The sequence below is a fragment of the Bacteroidia bacterium genome (genome assembly GCA_026932145.1).
Classification (GTDB): domain Bacteria; phylum Bacteroidota; class Bacteroidia; order J057; family JAIXKT01; genus JAIXKT01.
Map to the genome: position 1 here is coordinate 1 of JAIXKT010000007.1, position 13619 is coordinate 13619.

The window sequence follows — 13619 nt, forward strand, 5'->3', positions numbered from 1 at the left end:
TTTGAGACCACACCATGCCCCGTTCCACCACCAAACGACCAGTGTATCAATGCTATCCCATTAACTTTGGGAGTTCCACAAGCCGGAACGACAATCAATGCTTCTCCAGGTGCAAATCCCACTGCAAGTTGTGATATGTACGGTACTAAGAACGATGTTTGGTACAAAATTAACGCCGGTGATAATGTAGCACTTGATATTCAGTATAGTGTTCAAAGCGGAACTATTGAAGCAAACTTTTCTATGGACTGTAATGCCGTAGATTTAGGAGTGTGCTATAGCCCGGTACCTGCAAGAGATACTATTTATGGCTTCCCATTAAATACGGATATTTATATGCGTATTTGGTCTAACCCCGGTGCTGAAGGAAACTTTACAGTTACGGTTACCGCAATTTGTGATAACCCAACAGCAACTATTTCCGGTGGCGGTGCAGTTTGTACCGGAGATCCACTTCCGCAAGTAGATCTTAACTTTACTGGAACATCCCCTTGGAATGTTATCTTAACTAATGGTAGTAAAAATGATACAATTAACAATATCACCACTAACTCCCAGCAGGTTACACCATCACAGCCCGGAAACTGGACAATTATGAGGGTTACTGATGCCTTCTGCTTAGGAACACCATCAGGAACAGCCAGTGCTATTTGGAATCCTCTTCCACAAGTAAATGCCTCTGCTAACGCTGTATGTGCCGGCGGAACACTCATGCTAACTGGCTGGACTGACGATATACTAAATTCCGGCTTTATGTGGAGCGGCCCTAACGGATTCAGCTCTAATGACCAAAATCCAACTATTCCAAATGTAGATAACTTAGCAGAAGGAGATTATATCTTAACAGTATTATCATTTAATACCAACTGCGTAAATTCAGATACTGTAACCGTATCCTTAGGAGTTTGCAATACCTGCCCAACGCCCACAAATCTACGAGTTGTTAATCTAAGTGCCTATTCTGCAACTTTGGATTGGGACTTGCCTACTGGCCCTCCTTATACAACTCCGGATTCTGTTGTTACCTACTTCCGCTTAGTAGGAGCTGTCAATTGGCAAAGACGTGTTTGGACAGACATAGATTCTATTCGTATCTTTAAGCTAAAACCAGATAACCAAGCTTATGAGTGGAAAATAGCTGTGTATTGCAATGGAACACCGCTACCCAGGGTATCTGGACCTAACTTTACAACCGCCATGGCTTGTGTTCCGGCAAGTAACTTAGTAGCTTCCGGTGTTACCAATAACCAAGCGACTATCACTTGGGACGCTGCCTCTATTGCCGATAGCTTCTATGTTAATTATAGAAAAACGGGCGGTATTTGGCTATTTAAAGTAGCAATGACCAATTCTGCCACCTTAACCGGATTATCTGCCAATACAACTTACGAAGTAAAAGTTAAAACTTTCTGCAACACAGGTGCATTTACCGGTTATGCAGCAATGGGTTCATTTACCACGAATGTTTCAAAAACAGATGATTTTGTTTCTGATATTTCTGCGTATCCAAACCCAATGCACGATATTTTGGTCATAACTGCTATGCCCGAAATAGATTCTAAATTGGAAGTTTCTTTTGTTAATATTCTGGGCGTTACCGTAAAACGTTACCAAGAAACAGTAACGACAGGTTCTATTGTTCGAGAAATTTCTGTTTCTGATTTAGAAACCGGAATTTATATGGTTGAGATTTCTTGCGGAGACGTTCGTAGGGTTGTCAAAATCGTAAAAGAATAATTTAACTTATTCCTATACCCAAAAAGGGGCTGCCTTTTTATTAGGCAGCCCCTTTTTGGGTATAATAACGATTGTAGTTCAGAAAATATAAAAATGATGGTTTCGTTGCTGGAGCATTATTGCAATTAAGGCATCAAAGCAATTCTTAGACAAAGTGAATGAAATTCTTAACCAATAACTGATTAATTTTAGGCTGGGAAATAGGCGCAGAGATTTGCTCCTCCATCGCCAATAGGCTTCACGTTTTGTTGGTGAATTGGTAAAAATGCCTACCTTTGTGCCCAAAGAAAAAATCGTATGTCTGTTCAATATGATGTTTTAGTAATTGGCGCAGGCCCAGGTGGATACGTTGCCTCAATTCGAGCAGCTCAGTTAGGTTTGAAAGTAGGTTGTATCGAAAAAGAAAATTTAGGCGGAATTTGCCTAAATTGGGGCTGCATTCCCACCAAAGCACTACTTAAAAGTGCCGAAGTTTATGATTATGTAAATCACGCCCAAGAATATGGCGTTACCGCCGAAAAACCCGTTGCAAACTTTGAAGCAATGATTAAACGAAGCCGTCAAGTAGCTGATAAAATGAACAACGGCATCAAGTTTTTATTCAAAAAAAATAAAGTTGATGCCATCATGGGCACAGCTAAACTCATTGGTAACGGCCAAGTAGAGGTTCAGGGACATGACGGAAAGAAAAGCGTATATTCTGCCAAACACATTATTTTGGCCACCGGCGCACGGGCACGCTCACTTCCAGCTATGCCTATTGACGGAAAAACAATTATCGGCTACCGTGAGGCAATGACATTACCCACGTTACCAAAGTCTATGATTGTAGTAGGCTCCGGTGCCATCGGAACAGAATTTGCCTTTTTTTACAGCACCATCGGCACCAAAGTAACTCTTGTTGAATACTTAGAAAATATTGTTCCCGTTGAAGACCATGAAGTTAGCCAACAATTAGCTCGTTCTTTTAAAGCTAAAGGTATTGATGTTTTAACGAGCACAGAGGTAACCAAAGTAGAAAAAATAGCCAACGGTGTGCGGGCAACCTTAAAATCTAAAGAAGGCGAAAAAACAATAGATGCTGATATATTACTCTCTGCCGTAGGAATCGTTACAAATGTAGAAGGTCTTGGATTAGAATCTGTTGGCGTTAAAGTAGAAAAAGGAAAAGTTATTGTAGATTCTTTTTACAAAACGTCTGTACCGGGCATTTATGCCATTGGAGATATAACATCCGGCCCTGCTTTGGCTCACGTAGCTTCTGCAGAAGGTATAATTTGCGTAGAAAACATAGCCGGACATCATCCGCAGCCACTTGACTATGGGAACATCCCGGGCTGTACCTATTGCCAACCAGAGATTGCATCCGTAGGATTAACCGAAAAAGCAGCCAAAGAAGCCGGATACCAACTAAAAATCGGGAAGTTCCCATTTTCCGCCTCCGGTAAAGCTACCGCAGCAGGCAAAAATGAAGGATTTGTCAAAATTATTTATGATGCCAAATACGGAGAACTCTTGGGAACCCACATGATAGGCTCTAATGTAACGGAAATGATAGCAGAAATAGTGGTCGCCCGTAAATTAGAAACAACAGGTTATGAAATCTTAAAAGCAGTTCACCCGCACCCAACCTTATCCGAAGCTATTATGGAAGCAACGGCACACGCTTTTGGAGAAGTAATTCATATCTAAGCAGATATTTAACATAATTAATCTTCCTTAGAATCAATAAGTTATATTTTTAGATAATTAATTCAGTTTTTAATACTAAAAAGTTGTATCTTTGCGCACTTATTTGGGGAATTAGCTCAGTTGGCTAGAGCGCTACAATGGCATTGTAGAGGCCATCGGTTCGACTCCGATATTCTCCACTAAAAAAGGCAGTTGTTAAACTGCCTTTTTTAGTTTCAACCAAATGCTTCTTGATACCCTTTCGCACGTAAAATACAAGCAGGGCATTCTCCACAGCCAAATCCCCATTCCCAAAAATGCACTCTATCTCCGTAGTAGCAAGTATGCGTGTGGTCTTTAATAATATCTAAACAACCTAACTCCTGAGAAAACTTCCAAACCTGAGCTTTTGTGAGAAACATAAGCGGCGTTTCTATTGCAAAGTCAGTGTCTAAGGCTAACGAAATACTTTGCTGTGCCGACTGTATAAAGCCAAGCCGGCAATCGGGATAGCCGGAATAATCTGCTTCACTCATCCCACCTATGATAGTAAAAATATTGTGTGAATATGCCCAAGCAGCCGCTAAAGTTAAAAATAACAAATTTCTCCCGGGAACAAAGGTGTTCGGTAACTGCGTTTTAGTTTCAGAAACGATAGCCAAGCTTTCATTAACAAGGGAATTATTATTTAATGCCTTAAAGGTATTAATTGGCAATATAACATTTTGAATACCGGCTATTTGCGTAATGTATTTTCCCTGTGTCAGTTCTATTTTATGGCGCTGTTCATAGTCAAACTGGATAGCAATTACTTGGTTGTATTTTTTTTTTGCCCAGTATAAACACGTAGTAGAATCTTGGCCACCACTGAATAACACAACGGCTGCTTTAGCTCTGTCTTTCATGCAGCAAGTTAGTTACCACTTGTTTTTCCACATCATAGATTCAACGGGTTTGTTGTTCTTATGGGTATATTTAGCGTTATCTTTATGGGAATATTTGTTCAAAACCTCACCACTTACTTCAAAATAAATTAGTTGTCCAATAGGCATTCCTGCATACACACGTACCGGCTTTGTTACCGATATTTCCAATGTCCAATAGTTACAAAAACCCACATCGCCTTTTCCGGCAGTAGCGTGTATGTCTATCCCTAAACGACCAATACTGCTTTTTCCTTCCAAAAAAGGAACGTGAATATGTGTTTCTGTATATTCCTGTGTAACACCAAGATATAATTCATTGGGGAGCAAAATAATCCCATCATCGGGGATTGAGAGCTCTTTGATTTTGTTGTGCTTTTTGGCATCTAAAATGGGAGATTCATATATTCCCAAGCAATTACCCAAATGAATATCATAAGAATTACTTCCCAGATACGCTATCGAAAATGGCTCAATAACGATATTTCCGTTTTTAATATGGTTTAGAATCTCTGTATCTGATAATATCATAGTTCGTCTGCGATTTCGGCGGAAAGCGAACCGCTTTTGGTTGAAGTATTTAATGAAGCCTCAAAGAATGATGTTGAGGGAGTGGAAACAGTTATATTAGTTGTCTTAATTATTTCAATTGGTTTATTTTCAGGAACTTTATTTGTGATTTCAGGGATAGGTTCTGTAATTATTGGAAGTGAAGGTGTGTTTGTTTTAGGAATTTCCGTATGAGAAAAGGCTGTGCCTGTGGTAATTGTTTGTTCAAATTGGGTTAATCGTTCTGATTGGGCATTTAAGAACAGCCGCATTTGCTGGGTTAAGTCTGTTTTGCGATAGGTGAGTTCGTTCAGTTCATATTCCAACTTTGTACGTTCTCGGTAGGCTTGCTGAATAAGATCTTGTGCTTTGTGTTCGGCCTCCTTTATCTTAGCGAATGCACTTTTTTCTGCTGTTTCCTGAGTAGAACGGGCAGTTTGCTCTGCCTGCTGTAGTGTTTTGTGCATGATTGCCTCTAACTCATGGAATCGAGATAGCTGCTCCAGAGTCTTGGATAACTCCACTTTTGTCTTATCCAATTCTGCTTTTAACCGCCTGTTTTCATCTTGTAGTTTCTCAAATTCTACAGATAAACTATTCAAATAAGCCTTTACCTCGTCTGTATCAAAGCCACGAAGAGATTTATTAAAAGAATGTTGCTTTATTTCAATGGAATTAATCATGGACTAACGGTGCATTAATGATGCAGAGATATTACGCTTAAAAATTTTGCTGGTGTTTTTCAAACAGCCTACAAAGTTAAAGGATAACTAATTTTTTAAGTATTTATACGAATAAAAAAAGAAATAGTTTTATCCACGAACACACAAAACGGCGTTTGGAGCTAATCTTGATTTGTGTACTGCCAAGTTATTTAATACAAGTAAAATAGCTAAGAATGTTCTAATAATTCAATAGCTTCTTGGAGCTTTTTTGCCGGAATATTGTGTACGCCTTCGTACTCATAAATGATTGGGTGAAGGTGTAAATTTTCTATAAGCTCTTTTTGGCCGCCAAAAAGAGTGGGGTTTTGTTGTATTATCGGGTCATCTTTTCCGTAAGCAAAAAGAATACGTGCTTGCCGAATTTGGTCTGTCGGTACAGCGTCTAAAGGAATATTCCCACCCCAAAAAATAAGATAATTAATGGCTATATCTAACGTAGAAACCCAGCGCCAGAGGGTAGCTGACCCTTGTGAAAAACCTAAAAAATTTAACCGATAATTGCTGCTTTTAACTTCTTCCCGTATTTTTTGTAATAATGTATCAAAAAAAGCATGATTATCGTGTATTTCTTTTAATCTATTTTCCTTAGTCATCCAAGAGGCACCAACTCTATCATATTTGGCATCAATATAAAATCGAGATAACCCTTCGGGAGCCACAATAAAAGTATTTTCGGTACAAATTGGCTCAAAATTTCGGATAAAATAGGCAGCTAACTGGCCATATCCGTGAATTACAAACCAAATATCGGTTGTGGTATCTTGTAACGTTCCTAAGGTAAAATATCGGGCAGCGCGGCTAATGGTAAGACTATTTTCTTGAATATCCATTGAATAGATTACTAAAAATTTGGCAGACAAGGGGTTCCTTGTCTGCCAAAAATAGTTGTAACAAAACCGTTAATTCAGGATTTCATATATCCCGGCGATACCTTGTCCACCCCCAACGCAGGCAGACACCATACCGTATTTTTTATTTAACCGGCGAAGGTCGTTTAGTAATTGAACCGTTAGTTTAGCACCAGAACAACCTAATGGATGCCCTAAGGCAACAGCTCCTCCATTAATATTGACTTTGCTTTCATCAAGATTTAGCTCCCTAATACACGCAAGTGACTGAACAGCAAAGGCTTCGTTTAGTTCGATGAGGTCAATATCGTTTTGTTTAAGGTTAGCATTTTTCAGTGCTAATGGAATAGCTGCTACAGGGCCTATTCCCATGATGCGTGGTTCTACGCCGGCAACAGCATAGCCTACCATTCGTGCTAATGGCTTTAAGTTAAATTCTTTCAGAATCTTTTCAGAAACGACCATTACGAATGCAGCACCGTCAGAAGTTTGGGAGGAATTTCCAGCAGTAACAATGCCATTGGCAGCAAAAACGGGCTTTAATTTAGCTAACCTATCTAAGGTTGTATCTGCCCGAGGACCTTCATCGGTATCAACAACGTATTCCCGTGTTTTACGTTTCATGTTTTCGTCAAGGTAGGCTTCCTTAACTGTTATGGAAACAATCCCTGACTTAAAAACTCCATCAGATTGAGCTTTGATAGCTTTCATGTGGGAGTTATAGGAGAAAGTATCTGCATCTTCGCGGGAAACATTAAAGCGTTGGGCAACGGCTTCTGCTGTTAAGCCCATGCCGAAATACCAATCAGGGTGCTCTTGGGCAACTCCCGGATGTGGAACGACCTTGTATCCACCAACGGGAACTAAGGACATAGACTCTGAGCCGCCGGCAATAATACAATCGGCTAATCCAGCATGGATTTTAGCGGATGCAATAGCTATGCACTCAAGGCCGGAGGCACAATAGCGGTTCACAATCATTCCGGGTAATGATTGACCTAATGACATTAAGGCAATCATACGCGCCATATTTAACCCCTGCTCTGCCTCCGGCATAGCATTCCCTACAATCAAGTCTTCTACACGAGAAGGATCAAAGGTAGGTAGAGAAGCAACTAAGTGTTTGATAACATCTGTTGCTAAATCGTCAGGGCGAACAAAACGGAATAATCCTCGTGGGGCTTTACCTACTGCGGTACGAAACCCCGCTACAATATATGCGTTCATGTGTTTAATTTCTAAGTGGTTTACCAGTTTGTAACATGTATTGAATTCTCTCTAAGGTTTTCTTTTCTCCGCAGAGGCTTAGGAATGCTTCACATTCTAAGTCTAATAGGTATTGTTCGGATACTAAGGTAGGGCTGGATAAATCGCCTCCGCACATTACCCAACCGAGTTTTTCTGCAATAAGTTTGTCGTGTTCTGACATATAATTTCCGGCAAACATGGCATAAGCACCGGCATAAATCATACCGAGTGCGGATTTTCCGAGTACTTTAATGTCCTTACGTGAAGCAGGTTGAGTATATCCGGCTTCGGCTAATTGAAGTGCCGTTTTTTTGGCTTCTGCAATAACGCGCTCTTGGTTCAAGATGATTCTATCTTTTCCGGAACGCATAAAGCCAATGTCAAATGCTTCGGCGGCAGAGGTAGAAACCTTAGCTGTTCCAATAGTTAAAAACTGCTTTCGTAAGGTAGGGAACTCTGGGTCGCCTTCAAAAAAAGAATCAGAAGCTCTGAGGGTAAGTTCTTTGGTGCCCCCGCCTCCGGGGATTACGCCAACGCCAAACTCTACTAAACCCATATAAGTTTCGGCGGCTGCCACGATGCTGTCTGCATGCAAACTCATCTCACAGCCCCCTCCAAAGGTAAAGCCATGCGGAGCTACTACTACCGGAATACTTGAATAACGTAACCGCATACAGGTATTCTGGAAAGTCTTTACAGCCATAGCCAACTCATCCCAATCTTGCTCCACAGCTAACATATAAATCATCAGTAAGTTAGCTCCTACGGAGAAATTTACACCGTCATTACCAATCACTAAACCGCGATATTCTTTTTCGGCTAAATCAATGGCTTTATGAACTCCTTCGATAACTTCTGCACCAATGCTGTTCATTTTGGTCTGGAACTCTAAGTTTAGGATACCATCTCCTAAGTCAAACAAGGAAGTACCTACATTTTTCCAAATTACATTTGTATCTCTTAGATTATCGAGTAAGATAAAACCTTCTGAACCGTGTATGGTTTTGTAGGATTTAGATGTTACGTCATAATATTGTTTACTGCCGTTGTTTATTTTGTAAAATGATGTATTTCCGGCTGTGAGCATTTCTTTAATCCAAGGTGCGGGTATGTAGCCTTCTTTTTCCATGTTGGCTACGGTTTCGGCTACGCCGAGGATGTCCCACACTTGAAAAGGGCCGAGATCCCAGCCAAATCCGGCATTCATACCCCAGTCAATTTTGTATAAGTCATCGGCAATTTCCGGAATACGGTTAGAAACGTAAGCAAAAACGCCATAAAAAGAATGGCGGAATAGGTCGCCAAACTTATCATTAGCTTGCGCAAGTACTTTTAGGCGGCCGGGAATATCATCATATTTTTTCAGCTCGTCAAAAACAGGATATTTACTTTTTTGCTCCGGACGATACTGCAGTGTTTTTAAATCGAGACCCAAGATTTGCCGTTCTCCGTTAGGACCTTTGGATTTTTTGTAAAATCCTTGTCCGGTTTTGTCGCCGTGCATATTATTAGCGACCATTTGGGAAATATAGTCTGGCAGTTCAAAGAGTTCTCTGCGCTCATCATTTGGGCAGTTATCAAAAATACCTTTGGCTACCTTAACGGCGGTATCTAAACCTACCAAATCACAGGTGCGGAAAGTAGCTGATTTGGGCCTTCCGATAATGGGGCCGGTTAGTTTATCTACTTCTTCGATGGTAATGTCCCGATTTTTTACCAAATGAAACAGTGCCATAATGGAGTAAATTCCTACTCTATTGGCTATAAATGCGGGAGTATCTTTGCACAAAACGGTTTTTTTTCCTAGAAAAACATCGCCATAGTGCATCAAAAATTCGATGACGGCAGGGTCTGTTTTAGGGCCGGGGATGATTTCTAACAACCGCAAATAGCGCGGCGGGTTGAAAAAGTGCGTACCACAAAAGTTATTCTGAAAATCTTCACTTCTACCTTCAGACATCATCCGAATCGGAATACCCGAAGTATTTGAGGTTATCAAAGAACCTGCTTTGCGATACTTCTCTACATCGTCAAACAGTTTTTTCTTGATTTCCAGATTTTCAATGATTACTTCAATCACCCAATCACAGGTTGCTATTTTGGGTAAATCATCGGCAAAGTTTCCGGTTTTGATTTTTCCCAATACAGACTTGCTGTAAATAGGGGATGGATTAGACTTGACGGCGGTGTCAAGTGAGGAGTTTACTATACGGTTACGTACAGCAGGGCTTTCTAAGGAAAGCCCTTTGGCAGCTTCTTCTGGGGTTAGTTCACGAGGGGCTATGTCTAATAAAATAACCTCTGCGCCAATATTGGCGAAATGGCAGGCTATTCGAGAACCCATAATCCCTGAGCCTAATACCGCCACCTTTCGAATACTACGATTCATACTCTTTATTAATGCGCGTTTAAATTATGAAACTCGGTTACGAAATTAGAAAAACCTGTGTATCTAACACCAATTTTATTTTTTTAAATTTTAAAATAAAATCTCCCCAGAAATTAACCACAAATTACTTGTAATAAGTTACCGGAATAAACCCACCAACATATATTAGTTAAGTGGAATAAACTGATTATCAGTTCTTTTTGCTGTTAATGAGGGTTTCCGGTGGGGATTCCCGCCTCTCTAACATAACTATTAGATTGATTTCTTGCCCTTCTTTAACGGCAATACGTTTTTGGGAACTTAAATATTCCGGATGTATAACTGAAACATTCCAATTCCCTTTGGGAAGTTGGAGATTACAAATTCCTTGTTTGTTAGCACTTCCTGAAATACTGTTACGTGCTACATGAACCTGTGCATACGGAATCGGATTCCCTGAGTTATCCGAAATTTTTAACGATACCTTTCCCCGCTGCCCATAAACTATTGAAGAAATAGAAAGTAGAACGCCCAAAATCAACGTGTTGATATTGTTTAGCATAGCAAATGAATTATACTACAAAATTAGTGGCCTATTTGTCATGATAATGCACAACTACTAAACAAATTATGCACTTATGCGTAGAGAAATGATTTTCTAATAGATAGAAGCTATTTTTTTTTCTTTTTGGCTTTATTCAGTGCTTGCTGATAACGAGCGGCTAAGGTTAAATGGTCTTGATAATTAGTGGCGTAATTATGATACCCGCTAAAATCCTCTTTTGCACAGAAATAAAGATAGTTATGTTTTTCATAGTTTAGAACAGCGTCAATAGCATTGATAGAAGGGCAATTTATAGGGCCGGGAGGTAATCCTTTATGCCGATAAGTATTGTACGGAGAATCAATAGTTAAATGACTGTTTAGCACTCTGTTAATGGTAAAGTCATTCCACGCAAAAACAACGGTTGGGTCTGCTTGTAAAGGCATATTGGTTCTGATACGGTTGATATAAACTCCGGCAATAGTAGGCCGTTCTTTTGTTTGGTAGCTTTCTGCCTGCACAATAGAGGCTAAGGTGCTGACTTCTTGGGGCGTTAAGGGGATGGAAGCTGCCTTGCTTTTCCGGCCATTATCCCAAAATTGTTTGTAGTAAGCATACATTTTTTCTATTAAATACATTGGCTCAATATCCCAATAAACTTCATAGGTATTCGGAATAAATAAACTAATAACCGTTTGAGAATTAAAGCCTAATGAGTCTAAAAGTGGTTTATCTTCTAATAATGTCAGGAGTTCATCTCTATGTAAATCCAGCATTTCATCGAGTTGTTCTGCCAGTTCCGTTTTTGTTCGGGCATTTTCAAAGTGAATTTTAACGGGTTCTTGCTTTCCGGATCGCAGAAGCCGCACTAAACTCCATGTGCTCATATCCGGCATCAGCTTATACTTTCCTGACTTTACCGTGTGGGTGTAGCTTAGCCAATCGGAAACTTGGCGAAACTTTTGTTCGCTGCGAATGAGTTTTTCGTGGGTTAGTTTTTCCACAACCTGCTCAAAACTACTGCCTCTGGATATATAAAAGTAAACTGGTTTTTCAGAACGAATATTGGGGCTAAAACAGATTAAATATAAAAAAACCAACATGATAGCACACAGCCCGCCCGATATTCCGGTAAAGATTCGGACAGATTTTCGTTGCCATAAATTCTTAATTAATTGAAAAACAGGTATTTTTGACATTTTTATTCAGAAATTAGCTGGTTAGTTTGGATAGTTTGGATCAGTTCAAAAATTTCATTAGCACTTGTGGCGGTGCATAATTTGGAGCGAATTTCTTTGAGGTTAGGTATTGCCTTGAAATAGTTTGCATAATGCCTTCTCATTTCATAGATTCCTGTTTTTTCACCTTTCCAGGCGATTGAGGCAGATAGATGAGCAGCGCATATACGCACGCGGTCGGGTAGGTTAGGTGCGGGGAGTAGTTCTCCGGTCTTTAAATAATGGCTGATTTCTTGGAAAATCCAAGGATAACCTATTGCGGCACGCCCAATCATGATGCCACTAACTCCATAGTTATTTTTTCTTTCGAGGGCTACTGCCGGTGAATTAATGTCGCCATTACCAAAAATTGGGATTTCAATATCGGGGTGTTCTGTTACTTTTTGAATCCAAGACCAATCGGCAATGCCCTTGTATAACTGGCTTCTGGTACGGGCGTGTATTGTAAGTCCTTTTATACCAGCTTCTTGTAGTTTAAGAGCTACTTCAACGATATTGATACTGTTTTCGTCCCAGCCTAATCGGGTTTTTACGGTAACGGGCAGTTCTGTGTTTTCTACAATTTTGCGGGTCATTTGTACCATTTTAGCAACGTCTTTAAGGATAGCTGCTCCGGCACCTTTACAAACGACTTTTTTGACTGGGCAACCAAAGTTGATGTCAATAAAATCTGGATTAGCTTGCTCTACTAACTTGGCGGCATTTTGCATTACTTCGATGTCGCCTCCAAAAAGCTGAATACCTACGGGGCGTTCTGCTTCAAAAACATCTAATTTGTGGATACTTTTAGCCGCATCGCGCACCAAACCTTCCGAAGATATAAACTCCGTAATAACAACGTCTGCTCCTAACTGTCTGCAAATCTGCCGGAAAGGAGGATCACTAACGTCTTCCATAGGAGCTAAAAGAAGTGGAAATTCACCTAAGTTAATATTACCTAAACGAACCATAACAGCTTACTGAGAAGAATCCGGCGTTTTATGTTGATTTTTTTGTTCTTTACGTTCTTTTAGATAGGTTCGGATAACGGGTATCGCGGTAATGATAATTAAGGATATGATGATGTGTTCTAAATATTGCCGAATTTCGGGAACTAAAACGCCCAGAAAATATCCGGTTAAAGTGAGTGAAAAAACCCATAAAACAGCTCCCGAAACATTAAAAACAACAAAACGTCTATACTGTAACTTTACTACTCCGGCTAAAACGGGTGCAAAGGTTCGTACAATTGGCAAAAAACGCCCTAAAACCAGTGCTTTTCCACCATATTTTTCATAAAAACGCTTAGTGATAGTTACATACTCCGGCTTAAAGAGCCATGATTCTTTTTTGGTGAATAACTTTTCACCCATTTTCTTTCCGAAGTAGTATCCCACAGAATCCCCAAAAACAGCAGCGAGGGTTACAAATATCAGTAAATTGTAAATAGAAGTATCAAAAAACCCAGTAGCGCACAAAAGCCCGGCTGTAAATAGCAAGGAATCACCCGGTAAAAAAAAACCAATCATTAAGCCTGTCTCGGCAAACACTACTAATGAAAGTAATGTTAAACCACCTAAATGAATAATTGTTTCCGGGTGAAATAAACGCTGTATAAATTCAATAAATTCAGCCCCCGTCATTAAGTGCAGGCATTTTTTGGTTGATTGGCAAAATTAACAAGTTTTAAGTAGATAATAGTTCCCTATTTTAGAAGTGTTGAAAAATAGTTACTTACTGATGTTACGCAAGGATATCATTAATTTAGCTGTATGAATGTTGAAAACAT

General features: G+C 39.9%; 12 protein-coding genes and 1 tRNA gene. 3 read left to right on the forward strand and 10 right to left on the reverse strand.

Translation table 11 applies throughout. The features are described 5' to 3' along the window. The 3 genes from LC115_01240 to LC115_01250 all read left to right on the forward strand — a co-directional run. Positions 1-1737 (forward strand): fibronectin type III domain-containing protein (locus LC115_01240; protein MCZ2355305.1); only part of this gene is annotated, 1737 nt, incomplete at its 5' end. 297 nt (positions 1738-2034) lie between these two features. Next, entirely contained in the window at positions 2035-3429 is a 1395-nt protein-coding gene (gene lpdA, locus LC115_01245; protein MCZ2355306.1) for a dihydrolipoyl dehydrogenase, read from the forward strand. Positions 3430-3534: 105 nt separating this feature from the next. Continuing rightward, positions 3535-3608, forward strand: a tRNA-Ala gene (locus tag LC115_01250). A gap of 36 nt (positions 3609-3644) precedes the next feature. Here the strand turns inward: LC115_01250 and queC are convergent. From queC to LC115_01300, 10 genes are all read right to left on the reverse strand, one after another. Continuing rightward, complete coding sequence (gene queC / locus LC115_01255; protein MCZ2355307.1) at positions 3645-4313, reverse strand: 7-cyano-7-deazaguanine synthase QueC; 669 nt, start codon at positions 4311-4313, stop codon at positions 3645-3647. A 12-nt stretch (positions 4314-4325) separates the two neighbouring features. Continuing rightward, complete coding sequence (gene dcd, locus LC115_01260) at positions 4326-4862, reverse strand: dCTP deaminase (protein ID MCZ2355308.1); 537 nt, start codon at positions 4860-4862, stop codon at positions 4326-4328. Further along, positions 4859-5563, reverse strand: coding sequence for a DivIVA domain-containing protein (locus LC115_01265; GenBank protein MCZ2355309.1), 705 nt, complete (start codon positions 5561-5563; stop codon positions 4859-4861). The genes dcd and LC115_01265 overlap by 4 nt, the downstream gene beginning before the upstream one ends. Before the next feature lie 209 nt (positions 5564-5772). Beyond that, positions 5773-6435 carry a phospholipase gene (locus LC115_01270; GenBank protein MCZ2355310.1) on the reverse strand — a complete coding sequence of 221 codons (663 nt, stop codon included), beginning with the start codon at positions 6433-6435 and terminating at the stop codon, positions 5773-5775. 69 nt (positions 6436-6504) lie between these two features. Further along, entirely contained in the window at positions 6505-7680 is a 1176-nt protein-coding gene (locus LC115_01275) for an acetyl-CoA C-acyltransferase (protein ID MCZ2355311.1), read from the reverse strand. A 4-nt stretch (positions 7681-7684) separates the two neighbouring features. Further along, entirely contained in the window at positions 7685-10090 is a 2406-nt protein-coding gene (locus tag LC115_01280) for a 3-hydroxyacyl-CoA dehydrogenase/enoyl-CoA hydratase family protein (protein MCZ2355312.1), read from the reverse strand. Between the two features lie 190 nt (positions 10091-10280). Further along, positions 10281-10631, reverse strand: a complete 351-nt coding sequence (locus LC115_01285; GenBank protein MCZ2355313.1) for a carboxypeptidase-like regulatory domain-containing protein — start codon at positions 10629-10631, stop codon at positions 10281-10283. Positions 10632-10741: 110 nt separating this feature from the next. Next, positions 10742-11812, reverse strand: coding sequence for an endolytic transglycosylase MltG (gene mltG, locus LC115_01290; GenBank protein MCZ2355314.1), 1071 nt, complete (start codon positions 11810-11812; stop codon positions 10742-10744). A 2-nt stretch (positions 11813-11814) separates the two neighbouring features. Next, positions 11815-12801, reverse strand: a complete 987-nt coding sequence (dusB, locus tag LC115_01295; GenBank protein MCZ2355315.1) for a tRNA dihydrouridine synthase DusB — start codon at positions 12799-12801, stop codon at positions 11815-11817. Between the two features lie 6 nt (positions 12802-12807). Next, on the reverse strand, positions 12808-13473 hold the full coding sequence (locus LC115_01300; protein ID MCZ2355316.1) for a VTT domain-containing protein: 666 nt from the start codon (positions 13471-13473) through the stop codon (positions 12808-12810). Between the last annotated feature and the right edge of the window lie 146 nt (positions 13474-13619).